The organism is Vagococcus luciliae (genome assembly GCF_024637875.1).
Taxonomy (GTDB): Bacteria; Bacillota; Bacilli; order Lactobacillales; family Vagococcaceae; genus Vagococcus; species Vagococcus luciliae.
The window spans coordinates 534,731-551,786 of record NZ_CP102451.1 but is presented as its reverse complement, the minus strand read 5'-3'; the positions used below and the strand labels follow the sequence as shown (position 1 = coordinate 551,786).

The window sequence follows — 17,056 nt, the reverse complement described above, 5'->3', positions numbered from 1 at the left end:
CCTTGATTAATAATTTTTTACCAAACGTATGCTAATACTTCTCCACCAGTGTTACGCTCTCTTGCTTCTTTATCAGTTAAGATTCCTTCTGAAGTTGAGATAATAGCTATACCTAAACCATTTAATACTTTAGGCACTTCATCAGCTTTTACATAAACACGTAAACCTGGTTTTGAGATACGTTTTAAGTTAGTAATAACGCGTTCGTCGTTTTTACCATATTTTAAGAAAACACGGATGATTCCTTGTTTGTCATCTTCGATGAATTCTACTTCACGCACAAAACCTTCACGTTGTAAGATTTTTGCGATTTCAAGTTTGATTGTTGATGCAGGCACTTCTAATGATTCGTGTTTTACGATATTCGCATTACGAATACGAGTTAAGAAGTCTGCAATTGGATCTGTCATCACCATTGAGTCCTTTACCTCCTTTTGCGGTTTACTTTTTTTACCAGCTTGCTTTCTTCACGCCGGGAATTTGTCCTTTATAGGCAAGTTCACGGAAGCAAATACGGCAAAGTTTGAATTTGCGATAAACTGAATGTGGACGTCCACAACGTTCACAACGAGTATATTCTTGAGTTGAGAATTTTGCTGGGCGTTTATTTTTAGCAATCATTGATTTTTTAGCCACGTAGTTCGCCTCCTTAAATTATTTTTGGAATGGCATTCCAAGTTGACCTAATAACTCACGAGCTTCCTCATCAGTATTAGCTGTTGTAACAATAACAATGTCCATTCCTCGAACTTTATCTACTAAATCATAATCAACTTCAGGGAAAATTAATTGTTCTTTTACACCTAAAGTGTAATTTCCACGTCCGTCAAATGATTTTTTGCTGATACCGTGGAAGTCACGTACACGAGGTAAAGAGACAGATACTAATTTATCTAAAAATTCGTACATTCTTTCTCCACGTAAAGTTACTTTACATCCGATTGGCATTCCTTCACGTAAACGGAAACCAGCGATAGATTTTTTAGCTTTTGTAATAATTGGTTTTTGTCCAGAGATTAAAGCAAGTTCTTCAACAGCTTTATCTAAGTTTTTACTATTTGATACTGCATCACCAACACCCATGTTAATAACGATTTTATCAACTTTAGGTGTTTGCATAACAGAAGAGTAATTAAATTTTTCCACCAATGATGGTGTTACTTCATTAAGATACTTTTCTTTTAGGCGGTTCATTCAACATTGCCTCCTTCCTGATATTCTTATTTATCTAAAACTTCTCCAGTTTTCTTAGAAACGCGTACTTTTTTACCATCTACTTCTTTGTATCCTACGCGTGTTGGTTCACCATTAGATGGATCAACCACCATTACATTAGAAACGTGAATAGATGCCTCCATTTCGATAATTCCACCTTGTGGAGCTGTCGCGCTAGGTTTTTGGTGTTTTTTCATAACGTTAACACCTTCTACGATGACGCGATCTTTCTTCGGAAATGCTTGGAGTACGATTCCCTCTTTATTCTTATCTTTACCTGAGATAACTTTTACTTTATCGCCTTTTTTAACGAACATCTTGTTTCGCACCTCCTTTAAACATGAGTATGTATTATAACACTTCTGGTGCTAGTGAGACTATTTTCATAAAGTTGTTGTCACGTAATTCACGAGCAACTGGCCCAAAGATACGAGTACCACGTGGGCTCTTGTCATCACGAATAATCACACATGCATTTTCATCAAATTTGATATAAGAACCGTCACTACGACGAGCTCCTGATTTTGTACGAACGATAACAGCTTTAACTACTTCGCCTTTTTTAACAACTCCACCTGGTGTTGCTTGTTTAACCGTACAAACCACAACGTCACCGATATTTGCTGTTTTACGACCAGAACCACCAAGTACTTTAATTGTAAGTACTTCACGAGCTCCTGAGTTGTCAGCAACTTTCATACGACTTTCTTGTTGGATCACTTGAGTATCCTCCTTTCAAACTTTCAGGTTTCTCTATAGGAAAATTCGAATTAAATAATTACTGCTTCTTCTACAACTTCTACTAAACGGAAGCGTTTTGTCGCAGATAATGGACGAGTTTCCATAATTTTAACGATGTCTCCCGTTTTTGCTACATTGTTTTCATCATGAGCTTTATATTTTTTAGAGTATTTAACTCTCTTACCATAAATCTTATGAGTTTTCTTTGTTTCTACTACAACAACGATAGTTTTATCCATTTTATCGGAAACTACGCGTCCAGTGTAGACTTTACGTTCATTTCTTTCTTGAGTCATCTATCAATGGCCTCCTTCCACTATTACTTAGCAGCTTCTTCACGCAAAACTGTTTTGATGCGTGCAATCGATTTACGAACTTCTGAAATTCGCGCTGTGTTTTCTAATTGACCTGTTGCTAATTGGAAACGTAAGTTGAAAAGTTCTTCTTTATACTCTTTCTCTTTAGCGATCATTTCGGTAGTGGTTAACTCTCTGATATCTTTAACCTTCATTCGATTCACCACCCATTTCTTCACGTTTTACAATTTTTGTTTTAATAGGTAACTTGTTAGAAGCAAGTCTTAATGCTTCACGAGCTACATCTTCTGGAACGCCAGCAACTTCAAACAAGATTTTTCCACGTTTTACTGGTGAAACCCAGCCTTCAGGAGCCCCTTTACCAGAACCCATACGAACACCAATTGCTTTTGATGTATATGACTTGTGAGGGAAAATTTTAATCCATACTTTCCCACCACGTTTCATGTGACGAGTCATTGCGATACGGGCAGCTTCAATTTGACGGTTAGTAATCCAATGAGAATCTATAGCTTGTAAGCCATATTCACCAAATGCGATTTCTTTTCCACCTTTAGCTTCACCACGCATTTTACCTCTAAATTCACGACGGTGTTTTACACGTTTAGGTACTAACATGATTATTTCCCTCCTTTCTCAGTGTTTTTCTTTTCAGGAAGAATTTCTCCACGATAAATCCACACTTTAACTCCTAGTTTTCCGTATGTTGTATCTGCTTCTTCCCAAGCATAATCAATATCTGCTCTTAATGTGTGCAATGGAACAGTTCCTTCAGAATAACCTTCAGAACGTGCCATGTCAGCACCATTTAAACGTCCAGATACAAGAGTTTTGATACCTTGAGCACCTGATCTCATTGTACGTTGGATAGCTTGTTTTTGAGCACGACGGAATGCTACACGATTTTCTAATTGACGTGCAATTCCTTCTGCTACTAATTTAGCATCTAAATCTGGTTTTTTGATTTCAACGATGTTAATGTGAACTCGTTTACCAGTTAATTTATTTAATTCTTTACGTAAAGCTTCAACTTCAGATCCACCTTTACCAATAACCATACCAGGTTTAGCAGTATGAATTGAAACGTTCACGCGATTTGCAGCACGTTCGATTTCAACGGTTGAAACAGAAGCATCAGCCAATCTAGTCGAAATGAATTTACGAATCTTCAAATCTTCATGTAGGTATTCAGCGTATTCTTTTTCTGCATACCATTTCGCATCCCAGTCACGAATGACGCCGACACGCATTCCAATTGGATTAATTTTTTGACCCACTGGTTGTCCCTCCTTATTTTTCTGATACTACTACTGTAATATGACTTGTTCTTTTGTTGATAGGTGAAGCAGATCCTTTTGCACGAGGACGGAAGCGTTTCATTGTTGGTCCTTCATTTACAAATACTTCTGATACTACTAAATCTTCAACATCTAAATCAAAGTTGTTTTCTGCGTTAGCAATAGCTGACATAAGCACTTTTTCAACAATACCTGCTGCTTTGTTAGGTGAGAATTTCAAGATTGAAATTGCTTCCCCTACTTGTTTTCCTCTGATTAGGTCAACAACAAGTCTTGTCTTACGAGGTGAAGTGCGAATTGTTTTAGCAGTTGCTTTAGCTGAAGTAATTCTTTCTTCTGACATATTCGTGTCCTCCCCTCAATTAGCGATTTGTTTTTTTATCGTCAGCAGCGTGTCCGCGATAAGTTCTTGTTGGTGCGAATTCACCTAGTTTATGGCCTACCATGTCTTCTTGAATGTAAACAGGGACATGTTTTCTTCCATCATATACTGCGATAGTATATCCTATAAAGTTTGGAAAAATTGTAGAACGACGTGACCAAGTTTTAATTACTTTCTTTTTCGGTTGATCTTTTTGTGCTTCCACTTTTTTCATTAAGTGTTCATCGACAAAAGGTCCTTTTTTTAAGCTACGACCCATGGTGAACCTCCTCTCACATATTTCATATTAGCTATCAAATTATTTAGTTTTACGACGACGTACAATAAGTTTATCTGATTTAGCTTTTTTGCTACGTGTTTTGTATCCAAGTGTTGGTTTGCCCCATGGACTCATTGGAGATGGACGTCCGATAGGTGCTTTACCTTCACCACCACCGTGTGGGTGATCATTAGGGTTCATTACGCTACCACGTACAGTAGGACGTTTACCTAACCAGCGATTACGACCAGCTTTACCGATGTTAATTAATTCGTGTTGTTCGTTACCTACAGTACCGATTGTTGCACGACAAGTTCCTAAAATCATACGAACTTCTCCTGAATTCAAACGAACTAATACATATTTACCTTCTTTACCTAAAACTTGAGCGCTAGTACCAGCTGAACGAATTAATTGTCCACCTTTACCAGGTTTTAACTCAATGTTATGGATAACAGTACCAACTGGGATATTATTCAATGGTAGAGCATTTCCTACTTTGATATCCGCATCTGGACCTGAAGAAATTTGTGCACCTACTTGGATGCCTTTTGGTGCTAAGATATATGCCTTCACACCATCAGTGTAATGGATTAATGCAATGTTAGCAGATCTGTTTGGATCATACTCAACTGTTTTTACAGTACCAACCACATTATCTTTATTACGTTTAAAGTCAATTAAACGATATTGGCGTTTGTGTCCACCAGCTTGATGACGTACAGTAATTTTACCTTGGTTGTTACGTCCAGCGTTTTTACTTAATGGTTGTAATAACGTTTTTTCTGGTTTAGATGTTGTGATTTCAGCAAAATCAGAACCAGTCATGTTACGACGACCATTTGTGGTAGGTTTATACTTTTTAATCGCCACGTGATTTCCCTCCTACTTTAGTTGATGCTGTAATTATTCAGCATCAAAAATTTGAATTTCTTTTGAATCTTCTGTTAGTTGTACAATTGCTTTACGGCGTTTTTTAGTATAACCAGCATGTTTACCCATTCTTTTAAGTTTAGGTTTTACGTTCATGATGTTAACTTTTTTAACTTTAACGTCGAAAACTGATTCTACAGCTTGCTTAACTAATGTTTTGTTGGCTCTTACGTCAACTTCAAACGTGTATTTTTTTTCGTCCATAGCTGCTACAGACATTTCTGTAATAACTGGACGTTTAATTACGTCGATTAATTCCATTATGCAAGCACCTCCTCTATTTGAGTTAGAGCAGTTTTAGTTACTAATAGTTTGTCAGCAGCAACTACGTCAAGTACGCTTACGTTATTTGATTCTACAATAGAAACGTTTGGTAAGTTACGTCCTGATAAAGCAGCAAAATCATTGCCACCTTCTAGTACTACTAAAACTTTAGTGTCAACACTTAAGTTTGCTAAAACTTGTTTAAATTCTTTTGTTTTTGGTGCGTCGAAAGCCAATCCTTCAACAACAACTAGTTTGTTTTCAGCAACTTTTTCTGATAAAACAGATTTAATTGCTAAACGACGAACTTTTTTAGGTAATTTGTAGCTGTAAGAACGTGGTGTTGGTCCAAAGACAACTCCACCTCCACGCCATTGTGGTGAGCGGATAGATCCTTGACGCGCACGACCTGTTCCTTTTTGACGCCATGGTTTACGACCACCACCGCGTACAGCGCTACGGTTTTTAACAGCGTGAGTTCCTTGTCTTAAAGAAGCACGTTGCATGATAATTGCATCGTAGACAACACTTTCGTTTGGCTCGATACCAAAAATAGCTTCATTTAATTCAATTTCGCCATTTTGAGTTCCATCTTGTTTAAATAATGCTACAGATGTCATTCTTAGTTCCTCCTCTCCCACAATTATTTAGCAGCCTTAACAGCTGTTTTTATTTCAATTAATGATTTTTTAGCACCAGGTACATTACCTTTTACTAAAATAACATTTTTATCTGCATCTACTCTTACGATTTCAAGGTTTTGAACTGTAACACGATCTCCACCCATACGTCCAGCAAGTTTTTTGCCTTTAAATACACGTGATGGATCAGACGCTCCACCCATTGAACCAGGACGACGATGATATCTAGAACCATGTGCCATTGGTCCACGAGATTGTCCATGACGCTTAATAGCACCTTGGAAGCCGTGTCCTTTAGTTGTACCTGTGACATCAACAATGTCTCCTACTTGGAAAACATCAACAGTGATTTCTTTACCTACTTCATATTCTCCCAGCTCAACATCATTGAATTCTCTAATGAAGCGCTTAGGAGTCGTATTTGCTTTTGCAACATGACCCTTAGCAGGTTTGTTTGACAAAATATCACGTTTATCTTGGAAACCAACTTGGATAGCTTCGTATCCATCAGTTTCAACAGTTTTAACTTGTAAAACAACGTTTGGAGTTGCTTCGATTACTGTTACGGGAATTAATTCGCCGTTTTCTGTAAATATTTGTGTCATACCTACTTTTTTACCTAAGATTCCTTTGGTCATGAGTACACCTCCATCTTTTTGTTATTATAATTTAATTTCAATATTTACACCACTTGGCAAGTCTAGCTTCATTAAAGCGTCAACTGTTTTTGGTGTTGGGCTCACAATATCAATTAAACGTTTGTGAGTACGCATTTCGAATTGTTCACGTGAATCTTTGTATTTATGTGTCGCACGAATTACTGTATAAACTGAACGGTCAGTTGGTAATGGAATTGGTCCAGAAACCTCAGCACCTGTTCTTTTTGCTGTTTCTACAATTTTTTCTGCAGACTGATCTAATACACGATGTTCATACGCTTTTAAACGGATACGAATTTTTTGTTTTGCCATTTTGTTCCCTCCTTCGCCTATTTTAAAAGTAGACATAGCTCCTCGAAAATATCCAACACGCCACCATGGCAATGCTTCCTGGCGTGTCGCAACCTCTCGATTCAACGCCTCCGTATTTTCATACGAGGTACTAATACACTTTTTTATCAGCACCTCTAGAATTATACTAAAAAAGAATGTTATTAGCAACCCTTTTTTACATTTAATTATTTTTATTTTCATCTTATTAGATATTTTTTTATTTTATGCTTTAAATTCTATTTTATTACATAAAAAAAGGTTGAAAACAAATGTTTTCAACCTTACGTCCTTACACAACAATGCTTTATTTGAATAGATTAAAAAATTAACCTACGATTTCAGTTACAACGCCTGAACCAACAGTACGTCCACCTTCACGAATTGAGAAACGAGTTCCGTCTTCAATTGCGATTGGGTGAATTAATTCAACGTCCATAGCTACGTTATCACCAGGCATTACCATTTCAGTACCTTCTGGTAAGTTACATACACCAGTTACGTCAGTTGTACGGAAGTAGAACTGAGGACGGTAGTTTGTAAAGAATGGAGTATGACGTCCACCTTCTTCTTTAGATAAAACGTAAACTTCAGCTTTAAATTTAGTATGTGGAGTGATTGTTCCTGGAGCTGCTAATACTTGTCCACGTTGGATATCTTCACGAGCTACCCCACGTAATAAAGCACCAATGTTATCTCCAGCTTCAGCGTAATCTAATAATTTACGGAACATTTCAACACCTGTTACAGTTGTTTTAGCAGTTTCTTCAGCGATACCTACTAATTCTACTTCGTCACCAACGCGAACTTGTCCACGTTCAACACGACCAGTAGCAACAGTACCACGACCAGTAATTGAGAATACGTCCTCAACTGGCATCATGAATGGTTTGTCAGTATCACGTTCTGGTGTTGGAATATATTCATCAACAGCAGCCATTAATTCTAAGATTTTTTCTTCATAAGCAGGGTCGCCTTCTAAAGCTTTTAATGCTGAACCAGCAACGATTGGAGTATCATCTCCTGGGAAGTCATATTCAGTTAATAAGTCACGAACTTCCATTTCTACTAATTCTAATAATTCTTCGTCATCAACCATATCCATTTTGTTTAAGAAAACAACGATGTATGGAACACCAACGTTACGAGATAAAAGAATGTGCTCACGAGTTTGAGGCATTGGACCATCAGCAGCAGATACTACTAAGATCGCACCGTCCATTTGAGCAGCACCAGTAATCATGTTTTTAACGTAGTCAGCATGTCCTGGGCAGTCAACGTGTGCGTAGTGACGAGTATCAGTTTCATATTCAATATGAGAAGTAGAAATTGTAATTCCACGTTCTTTTTCTTCTGGAGCGTTATCAATTGCAGCATAGTCATAAGCTTCTCCACCATTGTGTTTAGCTAAAACTGTTGCGATTGCTGCAGATAAAGTTGTTTTACCGTGGTCAACGTGTCCGATTGTACCAATGTTTACATGGGCTTTCGAACGGTCAAATTTTTCTTTTGCCATTTTGTATATATCCTCCTAAAATTTAAAAGTTATTTATTTATATTATAATGATGAAGGAAGAAAATCAATTAATGAGATTCTTGCCCTCATTCATCATCATTCTACATGAAATTCAGAAAAAATCCTAGTCAAAATAACTAATCTTGAGATCCACCATTTTTCTTAATAATTTCTTCTTGAATTGATTTAGGTACATCTTCATAGTGGTCAAATACCATCATGAATGTACCACGTCCTTGAGTTGAAGAACGTAATGTTGTTGCGTATCCAAACATTTCAGCAAGTGGAATCATTGCGTTAACAATTTGTGAATTACCATGTGCTTCCATACCTTCAACGCGTCCACGACGACTTGTAACGTGTCCCATGATATCACCTAAGTTATCTTCTGGAACAGTAATCGTTACTTTCATCATTGGTTCAAGAATTGCTGGTTGTGCTTTCTTAGCCGCTGCACGTAAAGCCATAGATGCCGCAACACGGAATGCTGTCTCATTTGAGTCAACATCATGGTAAGAACCATCATATAATTTAGCTTTAATGTCCACTAATGGATATCCAGCAAGAACACCATTAGCCATAGAATCTGCCAATCCTTTTTCAACAGCTGGGATGTATTCACGAGGAACTACACCACCAACGATAGCATTTTCAAACTCGAAACCTTTTCCTTCTTCGTTTGGTGTGAATTCAATCCATACGTGACCGTATTGACCTTTACCACCAGACTGACGAACAAATTTACCTTCCGCTTGAGTCATAGGTGCTCTAAATGTTTCACGATAAGAAACTTGAGGAGCTCCTACGTTCGCATCTACTTTGAATTCACGTCTCATACGGTCTACTAAAACGTCTAAGTGTAACTCACCCATACCTGAGATAACAGTTTCACCCGTTTCAACGTTTGTTTCAACACGGAATGACGGATCTTCTTCAGCAAGTTTTTGTAAAGCAATACCCATTTTATCTTGGTCGGCTTTAGATTTAGGTTCTACCGCTACTTGGATAACTGGTTCTGGGAACTCAATTGATTCAAGAACAACAGGTGCATCTAATGCACATAATGTATCTCCAGTTGTTGTGTCTTTCAACCCAACAGCTGCTGCGATATCTCCTGCGTAAACTGTACTGATTTCTTGACGTGAATTGGCATGCATTTGTAGAATACGACCAATACGTTCTTTTTTGTCTTTAGACGCATTTAAAACGTATGATCCACTATCCAATGTACCTGAATATACACGGAAGAATGTTAGACGACCAACGAATGGGTCGGTCATAACTTTAAATGCCAATGAAGCAAATGGTGCGTCATCAGTAGATGGACGTACAGTTTCTTCATCAGTTTTAGTATCAATACCTTTAATTGCTTCAACATCAGTTGGAGCAGGTAAATAATCTAAAACAGCATCTAACATTAATTGGACACCTTTATTTTTAAAGGCAGAACCAGCTAATACAGGGAAGAACTCAACATTGATTGTCGCACGACGAATCCCTTGTTTTAATTCTTCTTCAGTGATTTCTTCACCTTCTAAATATTTCATCATTAATTCTTCATCAGTTTCAGCAACAGCTTCAACTAATTTTTCACGCCATTCATTAGCCATATCTACATATTCTTCAGGAATATCTGATTCTTGAATATCTGTTCCTAAGTCATTTGTATAGATTTCAGCTTTCATTTTGATTAAGTCGATAATTCCAGTGAAGTTATCTTCTGAACCAATTGGTAATTGAATTGGGTGAGCATTTGCTTGTAAGCGATCATGGATAGTTTTAACTGAGTACAAGAAATCTGCACCAGTTTTATCCATTTTATTACAAAATACAATACGAGGTACTTTATATTCAGTTGCTTGTCTCCAAACAGTTTCTGTTTGAGGCTCAACACCTGATTGTGAGTCAAGTACGGTAACAGCACCATCTAATACACGTAGTGAACGTTGAACTTCAATTGTGAAGTCCACGTGTCCAGGAGTGTCAATGATGTTTACACGGTAACCTTTCCATTGTGCAGTCGTTGCCGCAGATGTAATCGTAATACCACGTTCTTGCTCTTGTTCCATCCAGTCCATTTGTGAAGCTCCCTCATGGGTTTCACCTAATTTATGGATTTTACCAGTATAATAAAGGATACGCTCTGTTGTTGTTGTTTTACCAGCATCAACATGGGCCATAATTCCGATATTACGAGTTTTTTCTAATGAAAACTCTCTTGCCATTCTATTCTAACTCCTCTCAAACTTGATTGATTTAAATACAACTGTATTCTCTTCGTTTTAAAAAGAGGATCTTACCAACGATAGTGAGCAAACGCTCTGTTGGCTTCAGCCATTTTATGCACGTCTTCACGTTTTTTAACTGAAGAACCAGTGTTATTAGCTGCATCCATAATTTCTTTTGCTAAACGTTGTTCCATTGTGTGCTCTCCACGTAGACGTGAATAGTTAACAATCCAACGTAATCCTAAAGTTGAACGACGTTCTGGACGAACTTCAACTGGTACTTGATAGTTAGAACCACCAACACGGCGAGCTTTAACTTCAAGAACAGGCATAACATTTTCCATTGCTTGTTCGAAAACTTCTAATGGATCATTCCCTGTAGATTCTTTAATAATATCAAATGCATCATAAATAATGCTAGAAGCAACACCACGCTTACCGTCAACCATTACGCGGTTGATTAAACGAGTCACTAATTTTGAGTTATAAATCGGATCTGGTAATACATCACGTTTTGCAACAGGACCTTTTCTTGGCATGTGTAACTCCTCCTTCCAAAAATTTTATTTAATCAGTTTAATTATTTTTTAGGTTTTTTAGTACCATATTTAGAACGGCTTTGTTTACGATCAGTAACACCAGCAGTATCTAAAGCACCACGCACGATATGATAACGAACCCCTGGTAAATCTTTTACACGACCTCCACGGATTAAAACCACACTATGTTCTTGCAAGTTATGTCCAATACCTGGAATGTAAGCTGTCACTTCAATTAAGTTTGACAAACGAACACGGGCATATTTACGTAACGCAGAGTTAGGTTTTTTCGGTGTCATCGTACCCACACGTGTACAAACACCACGTTTTTGTGGAGAGTTCACGTTAGTTTGAGATTTTTTGAAACTATTATAGCTTTTACCTAAAGCAGGTGAGCCAGATTTAGTTGTTTTTGATTTACGAGATTTACGTACCAATTGATTAATTGTAGGCATGATAAAGTTCCTCCTTCCTTATAGAGCTTTTCTAGAGCCACACATCCAGGTGGTTCTTTTTCAAATTTAAAAAAATTAATGCAAGAAATCCTGCATCGTAAAATAGGCTTTAATACAGTCGATACATTTAAAAAGACTTGTTCTCAAGCACCTTTGTAATAGTAACACACTCTATTAATAAACGTCAATACTTTAATTTATAAAATTTAATTTTTTAGTGTATCTTTTTTTTAAGATAATGCTTACAATAAATTTATAGAATACTAGGAGGAATTTTTTTATTATGAATCTTAAAAAATTAGTTGGCATTGAATCAGCAAATTATGTAAAAGATGGTATGATTGTAGGTCTTGGTACAGGGTCAACAGCTTACTATATGGTAGAAGAAATTGGACGTCGCGTAAAGGAAGAAGGATTAAATATTACTGGGGTAACCACATCCAAAGCAACACAAGTACAAGCTTTAGCTTTAGATATCCCTTTAAAAAGTATCGATGAAGTAGACTACGTTGATTTAACGATTGATGGTGCTGATGAAATCTCTGATGACTTCCAAGGAATAAAAGGTGGAGGTGCTGCCCTTCTATTTGAAAAAATTGTCGGAACTTATTCAAAAGAAATTATTTGGATAGTTGATGAATCAAAAATGGTGAAACACTTAGGCGCTTTTCCACTTCCTATTGAAGTGATTCCTTATGGAAGTGCTCAACTATTTAAAGTATTTAATGAAAATAAGTTAAATCCAATTTTACGTCTAACTAACGATGGTAATCCTTTGCTAACAGACAGTAAAAATTATATTATAGACTTACACCTAGAAAAAATTGAGAATCCTATAGAATTAGCTGCTTGGCTAGATACTCAAGTTGGTGTTGTTGAGCATGGCTTATTCTTAAATATGGTGAACCGAGTAATTATTGGTACACAAAATGATGGGGTTAAAACAATCGACGTTTCTAGATGATAACTTATATATACGAAGGGTAGATGAATCAGATGAAAACATTAGTTTTTATTCGACATGGACAAAGCGTATGGAACTCTCTTAACTTATTTACTGGATGGGTAGATGTTGATCTAAGTGAGCAAGGAGTAAAAGAAGCTCAAGAAGCTGGTAGAAAAATAAAAGAAGCTGGCATTTTATTTGATGTTGCGTATACATCATACTTAAAACGGGCTATTAAAACATCTCATTATGTTCTAGAAGAATCAGATCAACTCTCAACACCTGAATTTAAATCTTGGCGTTTAAATGAGCGTCACTATGGGGCATTACAAGGATTAAACAAGACTGAAACGGCTGAAAAATATGGGGCAGATCAAGTTCAATTGTGGAGACGCTCATATGACACACTACCTCCATTACTTGACCCAAGTAGTCCTGAATCATCCACACACGATCCAAAATATCGTTACTTAGATAAACGAGCAATTCCAGAAGGAGAAAATTTAAAAGTAACACTTGAACGTGCCTTACCTTTTTGGAATGATCATATTGCTCCATCATTATTGAAAGATGATGTCGTATTAGTTGCCGCACATGGTAACTCACTACGCGCTTTAGCAAAACACATTGAAAATATTTCTGATGACGATATCATGGCTCTAGAAATCCCAACCGGTCAACCTTTAGTTTATGAATTGAACGATGACTTAAGTGTCGCTAAAAAATATTATTTATAAACCAAAAACCCATCTAGCTTAGACGCTTGATGGGTTTCTTTTAATATTAAATAGTAACGAAATAATCAGTCCAACAAATGCAAAAATAATCCAACTTAAACCACTACTAAAGAACGGAATAGATTGTTCAGAAAAACTCAAAATAGATGAAATCAAACTATGTTGCTGCATCCATTCCGGCAGTGCCCGAATTGCATCTAAAACAGATGAGATAACCGTAAATCCTATCACTATTTTATAACAATTTCTAATATTATCTGTCCACTTACTTAACAATGATAATAAAATTAAAACCATTGCTAAAGGATAAATAAACATTAACACAGGAATAGATGCTGTGATAATCGCATTTAGTCCTACATTAGAAATCATCAAAGCGACAAATAAACATCCTAATACAAATGATAAATAATGTTTTTCAGAAAACATTTCTGAATAAGCTTTACCAAATGAAGTTGCTAACCCAATAGCCGTTTTTAAACAGGCTACAATCACGATTAAACCTAACAAAATATTACCAGGTACACCTAAATAATAATCAGCTAATTGGGACAATGTTACACCGCCATTTTTATTTAATGATAAAGTCCCTAAACTCATCGCTCCCATAATTGATAACAATGTATAAATAACACCCATAAGGACAATACCAAAAACTCCAGATTTCATTGTTTCAATTGCAATTCTTGATTTTTTTTGAATCCCAAATCCTTTAACACTTTCAATAATAATAGCCCCAAATGCTAATCCTGCCAAAGCATCTAATGTATTATATCCGCCTAAAAAACCTTTTATAAAAGGAGTAGATTGATATGAAGCTTGCACGGAAGCATTTTCTATCGAGCCCATAGGTTTTATAAAACTTACTAAAATGAGACAACTTAATAAAATTAAAAATAATGGCGTTAAATACTTTCCAATATAATCTAAAATTTTACTTGGTTTAAACGAAAATAATAAAACAAATGAAAAAAATACAATACTAAAAATAAGAAGAGGTAACGTTGATTTATCTTCTGGTATAAAATGAGCAAAAGACATTTCATACGAAGTTGTCGCTAATCTCGGCATTGCAAAGATAGGACCTATAATTAAATATAAAACAATAGTAAAAAAATAAGCAAAAGTTGAAGAAACTTTACTTGCTAACTCAAATACTTTATTCGTTCCAGTTGCGCCAAAAGATACAATAGCTAGAAAGGGAATCCCTATCGCTGATAATAAAAATCCATTATTTGCTAATAATACATTTTGGCCTGCTTCTTGGCCCATTTGAATTGGAAAAATTAAATTACCCGCTCCAAAAAATAATCCAAATACCATCATTCCAATATATAACTTTTCTTTATATGATAACTTTTCTTTCATATACCTTAATTTCCTTTCCCTCCTATTTTTGTATAAAAAAAAACTTGAAATTGTATGTACAATTTCAAGTTTATGACCCGTACGGGACTCGAACCCGTGTTACCGCCGTGAAAGGGCGGTGTCTTAACCGCTTGACCAACGGGCCTAATAAAAAAAGCTATGGAGAAGGAGGGATTTGAACCCTCGCGCCAGTTACCCGACCTATACCCTTAGCAGGGGCACCTCTTCAGCCACTTGAGTACTTCTCCAAAAAATTTAAAACTAATGGGCCTAAATGGACTCGAACCATCGACCTCACGCTTATCAGGCGTGCGCTCTAACCAGCTGAGCTATAGGCCCTATTTAATTCTAAAGCGGGTGACGAGAATCGAACTCGCGACAACAGCTTGGAAGGCTGTAGTTTTACCACTAAACTACACCCGCCTAATATAAAACAACGGTCCCGACGGGAATCGAACCCGCGATCTCCTGCGTGACAGGCAGGCATGTTAACCCCTACACCACGGAACCTAATTGCGGAGACAGGATTTGAACCTGTGACCTTCGGGTTATGAGCCCGACGAGCTACCTAACTGCTCCACTCCGCGATATTAATAAGGAGGATAAGGGATTCGAACCCTTGCGTGCTTTTACACACCTGACGGTTTTCAAGACCGTTCCCTTCAGCCGGACTTGGGTAATCCTCCATAATAAAATATGACCCGTACGGGAATCGAACCCGTGTTACCGCCGTGAAAGGGCGGTGTCTTAACCGCTTGACCAACGGGCCAGAACTACTATTTAAAACTAATGGGCCTAAATGGACTCGAACCATCGACCTCACGCTTATCAGGCGTGCGCTCTAACCAGCTGAGCTATAGGCCCTATTTAATTCTAAAGCGGGTGACGAGAATCGAACTCGCGACAACAGCTTGGAAGGCTGTAGTTTTACCACTAAACTACACCCGCTAATATAAATGGCGCAAGACAGAATCGAACTGCCGACACACGGAGCTTCAATCCGTTGCTCTACCAACTGAGCTACTGCGCCATTAAATACGGTCCCGACGGGAATCGAACCCGCGATCTCCTGCGTGACAGGCAGGCATGTTAACCCCTACACCACGGAACCTAATTGCGGAGACAGGATTTGAACCTGTGACCTTCGGGTTATGAGCCCGACGAGCTACCTAACTGCTCCACTCCGCGATATTAATAAGGAGGATAAGGGATTCGAACCCTTGCGTGCTTTTACACACCTGACGGTTTTCAAGACCGTTCCCTTCAGCCGGACTTGGGTAATCCTCCATAATAAAAATAAATTTCAATGGACCTTGTAGGACTCGAACCTACGACCGCCCGGTTATGAGCCGGGAGCTCTAACCAACTGAGCTAAAGGTCCAAAGGTCGTAGAATTATCGCGGCGGAGGGGATCGAACCCCCGACCTCCCGGGTATGAACCGGACGCTCTAGCCAGCTGAGCTACACCGCGAAATGAACAATTACTATAAAATATAAGTATTGTAACGCGCCCAAGAGGAGTCGAACCCCTAACCTTCTGATCCGTAGTCAGACACTCTATCCAGTTGAGCTATGGGCGCTATTAATGATGCCGAGGACCGGAATCGAACCGGTACGGTGATCACTCACCGCAGGATTTTAAGTCCTGTGCGTCTGCCAGTTCCGCCACCCCGGCTAGAACTTATAAAAAGCGGAAGACGGGGTTCGAACCCGCGACCCCCACCTTGGCAAGGTGATGTTCTACCACTGAACTACTTCCGCTTATAGATGCCGGCTAAAGGACTTGAACCCTCGACCCTCTGATTACAAATCAGATGCTCTACCAACTGAGCTAAGCCGGCAAATATAAATGCGGGTGAAGGGACTTGAACCCCCACGCCGTTAAGCGCTAGATCCTAAATCTAGTGCGTCTGCCAATTCCGCCACACCCGCATATATGACCCGTACTGGGCTCGAACCAGTGACCCTCTGATTAAAAGTCAGATGCTCTACCAACTGAGCTAACGAGTCAAAAATGTATGGAGGTTAACGGGATCGAACCGCTGACCCCCTGCTTGTAAGGCAGGTGCTCTCCCAGCTGAGCTAAACCTCCATCAATACAAAAAGCACGGCAACGTCCTACTCTCACAAAGGGAAACCCTTCACTACCCTCGGCGCTAAGAAGCTTAACTTCTGTGTTCGGCATGGTTACAGGTGTATCCTTCTTGCCATCGTCACCGCACTTATCT

The 17,056-nt window shown here is 38.1% G+C and carries 23 protein-coding genes, 23 tRNA genes and 1 rRNA gene; 2 read left to right on the top strand and 45 right to left on the bottom strand.

Annotated elements, in window-relative coordinates:
- Positions 1-17: 17 nt before the first annotated feature.
- From rpsH to rpsL, 20 genes are all read right to left on the bottom strand, one after another.
- Positions 18-416, bottom strand: coding sequence for a 30S ribosomal protein S8 (gene rpsH / locus G314FT_RS02965; RefSeq protein WP_071457753.1), 399 nt, complete (start codon positions 414-416; stop codon positions 18-20).
- A 34-nt stretch (positions 417-450) separates the two neighbouring features.
- A complete protein-coding gene (locus G314FT_RS02960; protein WP_016184192.1) occupies positions 451-636 on the bottom strand; it encodes a type Z 30S ribosomal protein S14 in 186 nt (61 codons plus the stop codon).
- 18 nt (positions 637-654) lie between these two features.
- A complete protein-coding gene (gene rplE, locus G314FT_RS02955) occupies positions 655-1,194 on the bottom strand; it encodes a 50S ribosomal protein L5 (protein WP_071457754.1) in 540 nt (179 codons plus the stop codon).
- 26 nt (positions 1,195-1,220) lie between these two features.
- Positions 1,221-1,532 carry a 50S ribosomal protein L24 gene (gene rplX / locus G314FT_RS02950; protein ID WP_257701977.1) on the bottom strand — a complete coding sequence of 104 codons (312 nt, stop codon included), beginning with the start codon at positions 1,530-1,532 and terminating at the stop codon, positions 1,221-1,223.
- Between the two features lie 34 nt (positions 1,533-1,566).
- Entirely contained in the window at positions 1,567-1,935 is a 369-nt protein-coding gene (rplN, locus tag G314FT_RS02945) for a 50S ribosomal protein L14 (RefSeq protein WP_071457756.1), read from the bottom strand.
- 50 nt (positions 1,936-1,985) lie between these two features.
- Entirely contained in the window at positions 1,986-2,252 is a 267-nt protein-coding gene (gene rpsQ / locus G314FT_RS02940) for a 30S ribosomal protein S17 (protein ID WP_117973944.1), read from the bottom strand.
- A 23-nt stretch (positions 2,253-2,275) separates the two neighbouring features.
- Positions 2,276-2,467, bottom strand: a complete 192-nt coding sequence (gene rpmC, locus G314FT_RS02935) for a 50S ribosomal protein L29 (RefSeq protein WP_071457758.1) — start codon at positions 2,465-2,467, stop codon at positions 2,276-2,278.
- Positions 2,457-2,891 carry a 50S ribosomal protein L16 gene (rplP, locus tag G314FT_RS02930; RefSeq protein ID WP_257701976.1) on the bottom strand — a complete coding sequence of 145 codons (435 nt, stop codon included), beginning with the start codon at positions 2,889-2,891 and terminating at the stop codon, positions 2,457-2,459. The genes rpmC and rplP overlap by 11 nt, the downstream gene beginning before the upstream one ends.
- A gap of 2 nt (positions 2,892-2,893) precedes the next feature.
- A complete protein-coding gene (gene rpsC, locus G314FT_RS02925; RefSeq protein ID WP_117973948.1) occupies positions 2,894-3,550 on the bottom strand; it encodes a 30S ribosomal protein S3 in 657 nt (218 codons plus the stop codon).
- Between the two features lie 13 nt (positions 3,551-3,563).
- Positions 3,564-3,914: a 50S ribosomal protein L22 gene (gene rplV / locus G314FT_RS02920; protein ID WP_071457761.1), complete on the bottom strand. Its 351-nt coding sequence runs from the start codon at positions 3,912-3,914 to the stop codon at positions 3,564-3,566.
- Positions 3,915-3,933: 19 nt separating this feature from the next.
- Positions 3,934-4,212, bottom strand: coding sequence for a 30S ribosomal protein S19 (gene rpsS, locus G314FT_RS02915; protein ID WP_071457762.1), 279 nt, complete (start codon positions 4,210-4,212; stop codon positions 3,934-3,936).
- Between the two features lie 39 nt (positions 4,213-4,251).
- A complete protein-coding gene (gene rplB / locus G314FT_RS02910; RefSeq protein ID WP_071457763.1) occupies positions 4,252-5,085 on the bottom strand; it encodes a 50S ribosomal protein L2 in 834 nt (277 codons plus the stop codon).
- 33 nt (positions 5,086-5,118) lie between these two features.
- Positions 5,119-5,406: a 50S ribosomal protein L23 gene (rplW, locus tag G314FT_RS02905; protein ID WP_117973950.1), complete on the bottom strand. Its 288-nt coding sequence runs from the start codon at positions 5,404-5,406 to the stop codon at positions 5,119-5,121.
- Positions 5,406-6,029, bottom strand: a complete 624-nt coding sequence (gene rplD, locus G314FT_RS02900; protein ID WP_117973952.1) for a 50S ribosomal protein L4 — start codon at positions 6,027-6,029, stop codon at positions 5,406-5,408. The genes rplW and rplD overlap by 1 nt, the downstream gene beginning before the upstream one ends.
- Positions 6,030-6,052: 23 nt before the next feature.
- Entirely contained in the window at positions 6,053-6,688 is a 636-nt protein-coding gene (rplC, locus tag G314FT_RS02895) for a 50S ribosomal protein L3 (RefSeq protein ID WP_257701975.1), read from the bottom strand.
- Between the two features lie 24 nt (positions 6,689-6,712).
- Positions 6,713-7,021: a 30S ribosomal protein S10 gene (gene rpsJ / locus G314FT_RS02890; RefSeq protein ID WP_071457767.1), complete on the bottom strand. Its 309-nt coding sequence runs from the start codon at positions 7,019-7,021 to the stop codon at positions 6,713-6,715.
- A 346-nt stretch (positions 7,022-7,367) separates the two neighbouring features.
- Positions 7,368-8,555, bottom strand: a complete 1,188-nt coding sequence (gene tuf / locus G314FT_RS02885) for an elongation factor Tu (protein ID WP_257701974.1) — start codon at positions 8,553-8,555, stop codon at positions 7,368-7,370.
- Positions 8,556-8,692: 137 nt separating this feature from the next.
- The gene (gene fusA, locus G314FT_RS02880; protein ID WP_257701973.1) at positions 8,693-10,780 is read right to left on the bottom strand and encodes an elongation factor G; all 2,088 of its coding nucleotides are present in this window, start codon (positions 10,778-10,780) and stop codon (positions 8,693-8,695) included.
- Positions 10,781-10,851: 71 nt separating this feature from the next.
- A complete protein-coding gene (gene rpsG, locus G314FT_RS02875) occupies positions 10,852-11,322 on the bottom strand; it encodes a 30S ribosomal protein S7 (RefSeq protein ID WP_071457770.1) in 471 nt (156 codons plus the stop codon).
- A 41-nt stretch (positions 11,323-11,363) separates the two neighbouring features.
- On the bottom strand, positions 11,364-11,777 hold the full coding sequence (gene rpsL / locus G314FT_RS02870; protein WP_071457771.1) for a 30S ribosomal protein S12: 414 nt from the start codon (positions 11,775-11,777) through the stop codon (positions 11,364-11,366).
- A 283-nt stretch (positions 11,778-12,060) separates the two neighbouring features.
- Between rpsL and rpiA the strand changes: the two genes are divergently transcribed.
- Both rpiA and gpmA read left to right on the top strand, forming a co-directional pair.
- Entirely contained in the window at positions 12,061-12,741 is a 681-nt protein-coding gene (gene rpiA / locus G314FT_RS02865; RefSeq protein WP_257701972.1) for a ribose-5-phosphate isomerase RpiA, read from the top strand.
- 32 nt (positions 12,742-12,773) lie between these two features.
- Positions 12,774-13,460 carry a 2,3-diphosphoglycerate-dependent phosphoglycerate mutase gene (gene gpmA, locus G314FT_RS02860; protein WP_257701971.1) on the top strand — a complete coding sequence of 229 codons (687 nt, stop codon included), beginning with the start codon at positions 12,774-12,776 and terminating at the stop codon, positions 13,458-13,460.
- Between the two features lie 18 nt (positions 13,461-13,478).
- Here the strand turns inward: gpmA and brnQ are convergent, their stop codons facing one another.
- The 25 genes from brnQ to rrf form a co-directional block, all read right to left on the bottom strand.
- Positions 13,479-14,828 carry a branched-chain amino acid transport system II carrier protein gene (gene brnQ / locus G314FT_RS02855; protein ID WP_257701970.1) on the bottom strand — a complete coding sequence of 450 codons (1,350 nt, stop codon included), beginning with the start codon at positions 14,826-14,828 and terminating at the stop codon, positions 13,479-13,481.
- A 73-nt stretch (positions 14,829-14,901) separates the two neighbouring features.
- Positions 14,902-14,973 (bottom strand) — tRNA-Glu (locus G314FT_RS02850).
- 15 nt (positions 14,974-14,988) lie between these two features.
- Positions 14,989-15,076, bottom strand: a tRNA-Ser gene (locus G314FT_RS02845).
- A 17-nt stretch (positions 15,077-15,093) separates the two neighbouring features.
- Positions 15,094-15,167 (bottom strand) — tRNA-Ile (locus tag G314FT_RS02840).
- A 13-nt stretch (positions 15,168-15,180) separates the two neighbouring features.
- A tRNA-Gly gene (locus G314FT_RS02835) sits at positions 15,181-15,251 on the bottom strand.
- A gap of 14 nt (positions 15,252-15,265) precedes the next feature.
- Positions 15,266-15,338 (bottom strand) — tRNA-Asp (locus G314FT_RS02830).
- A gap of 3 nt (positions 15,339-15,341) precedes the next feature.
- Positions 15,342-15,415: transfer RNA gene (locus tag G314FT_RS02825), tRNA-Met, on the bottom strand.
- Between the two features lie 9 nt (positions 15,416-15,424).
- Positions 15,425-15,514, bottom strand: a tRNA-Ser gene (locus G314FT_RS02820).
- Positions 15,515-15,525: 11 nt separating this feature from the next.
- Positions 15,526-15,597: transfer RNA gene (locus tag G314FT_RS02815), tRNA-Glu, on the bottom strand.
- A gap of 21 nt (positions 15,598-15,618) precedes the next feature.
- A tRNA-Ile gene (locus tag G314FT_RS02810) sits at positions 15,619-15,692 on the bottom strand.
- Positions 15,693-15,705: 13 nt separating this feature from the next.
- Positions 15,706-15,776: transfer RNA gene (locus G314FT_RS02805), tRNA-Gly, on the bottom strand.
- A gap of 9 nt (positions 15,777-15,785) precedes the next feature.
- Positions 15,786-15,858 (bottom strand) — tRNA-Phe (locus G314FT_RS02800).
- An 8-nt stretch (positions 15,859-15,866) separates the two neighbouring features.
- Positions 15,867-15,939: transfer RNA gene (locus G314FT_RS02795), tRNA-Asp, on the bottom strand.
- 3 nt (positions 15,940-15,942) lie between these two features.
- A tRNA-Met gene (locus tag G314FT_RS02790) sits at positions 15,943-16,016 on the bottom strand.
- Between the two features lie 9 nt (positions 16,017-16,025).
- Positions 16,026-16,115 (bottom strand) — tRNA-Ser (locus G314FT_RS02785).
- Between the two features lie 20 nt (positions 16,116-16,135).
- A tRNA-Ile gene (locus G314FT_RS02780) sits at positions 16,136-16,209 on the bottom strand.
- A gap of 16 nt (positions 16,210-16,225) precedes the next feature.
- Positions 16,226-16,299 (bottom strand) — tRNA-Met (locus G314FT_RS02775).
- A 35-nt stretch (positions 16,300-16,334) separates the two neighbouring features.
- Positions 16,335-16,408, bottom strand: a tRNA-Arg gene (locus G314FT_RS02770).
- Positions 16,409-16,417: 9 nt separating this feature from the next.
- Positions 16,418-16,503: transfer RNA gene (locus tag G314FT_RS02765), tRNA-Leu, on the bottom strand.
- 14 nt (positions 16,504-16,517) lie between these two features.
- Positions 16,518-16,589, bottom strand: a tRNA-Gly gene (locus G314FT_RS02760).
- A 7-nt stretch (positions 16,590-16,596) separates the two neighbouring features.
- Positions 16,597-16,669: transfer RNA gene (locus tag G314FT_RS02755), tRNA-Thr, on the bottom strand.
- Positions 16,670-16,678: 9 nt separating this feature from the next.
- Positions 16,679-16,760: transfer RNA gene (locus G314FT_RS02750), tRNA-Leu, on the bottom strand.
- Positions 16,761-16,765: 5 nt separating this feature from the next.
- Positions 16,766-16,838: transfer RNA gene (locus G314FT_RS02745), tRNA-Lys, on the bottom strand.
- A 9-nt stretch (positions 16,839-16,847) separates the two neighbouring features.
- Positions 16,848-16,920: transfer RNA gene (locus G314FT_RS02740), tRNA-Val, on the bottom strand.
- 13 nt (positions 16,921-16,933) lie between these two features.
- Positions 16,934-17,049: ribosomal RNA gene (rrf, locus tag G314FT_RS02735) — 5S ribosomal RNA — on the bottom strand.
- Positions 17,050-17,056 lie beyond the last annotated feature (7 nt).

Coding starts and splice junctions, on each gene's coding strand:
- tuf (WP_257701974.1), bottom strand. CDS start 8,555: ATGGCAAAAGAAAAATTTGACCGTTCGAAAGCCCATGTAAACATTGGT.
- gpmA (WP_257701971.1), top strand. CDS start 12,774: ATGAAAACATTAGTTTTTATTCGACATGGACAAAGCGTATGGAACTCT.
- brnQ (WP_257701970.1), bottom strand. CDS start 14,828: ATGAAAGAAAAGTTATCATATAAAGAAAAGTTATATATTGGAATGATG.
- rpsG (WP_071457770.1), bottom strand. CDS start 11,322: ATGCCAAGAAAAGGTCCTGTTGCAAAACGTGATGTATTACCAGATCCG.
- rpsS (WP_071457762.1), bottom strand. CDS start 4,212: ATGGGTCGTAGCTTAAAAAAAGGACCTTTTGTCGATGAACACTTAATG.
- rplV (WP_071457761.1), bottom strand. CDS start 3,914: ATGTCAGAAGAAAGAATTACTTCAGCTAAAGCAACTGCTAAAACAATT.
- rpsL (WP_071457771.1), bottom strand. CDS start 11,777: ATGCCTACAATTAATCAATTGGTACGTAAATCTCGTAAATCAAAAACA.
- rplW (WP_117973950.1), bottom strand. CDS start 5,406: ATGGAATTAATCGACGTAATTAAACGTCCAGTTATTACAGAAATGTCT.
- rplP (WP_257701976.1), bottom strand. CDS start 2,891: ATGTTAGTACCTAAACGTGTAAAACACCGTCGTGAATTTAGAGGTAAA.
- rplX (WP_257701977.1), bottom strand. CDS start 1,532: ATGTTCGTTAAAAAAGGCGATAAAGTAAAAGTTATCTCAGGTAAAGAT.
- rplC (WP_257701975.1), bottom strand. CDS start 6,688: ATGACCAAAGGAATCTTAGGTAAAAAAGTAGGTATGACACAAATATTT.
- rpsJ (WP_071457767.1), bottom strand. CDS start 7,021: ATGGCAAAACAAAAAATTCGTATCCGTTTAAAAGCGTATGAACATCGT.
- fusA (WP_257701973.1), bottom strand. CDS start 10,780: ATGGCAAGAGAGTTTTCATTAGAAAAAACTCGTAATATCGGAATTATG.
- rpsH (WP_071457753.1), bottom strand. CDS start 416: ATGGTGATGACAGATCCAATTGCAGACTTCTTAACTCGTATTCGTAAT.
- rplD (WP_117973952.1), bottom strand. CDS start 6,029: ATGACATCTGTAGCATTATTTAAACAAGATGGAACTCAAAATGGCGAA.
- rplE (WP_071457754.1), bottom strand. CDS start 1,194: ATGAACCGCCTAAAAGAAAAGTATCTTAATGAAGTAACACCATCATTG.
- rpsQ (WP_117973944.1), bottom strand. CDS start 2,252: ATGACTCAAGAAAGAAATGAACGTAAAGTCTACACTGGACGCGTAGTT.
- rpiA (WP_257701972.1), top strand. CDS start 12,061: ATGAATCTTAAAAAATTAGTTGGCATTGAATCAGCAAATTATGTAAAA.
- rpmC (WP_071457758.1), bottom strand. CDS start 2,467: ATGAAGGTTAAAGATATCAGAGAGTTAACCACTACCGAAATGATCGCT.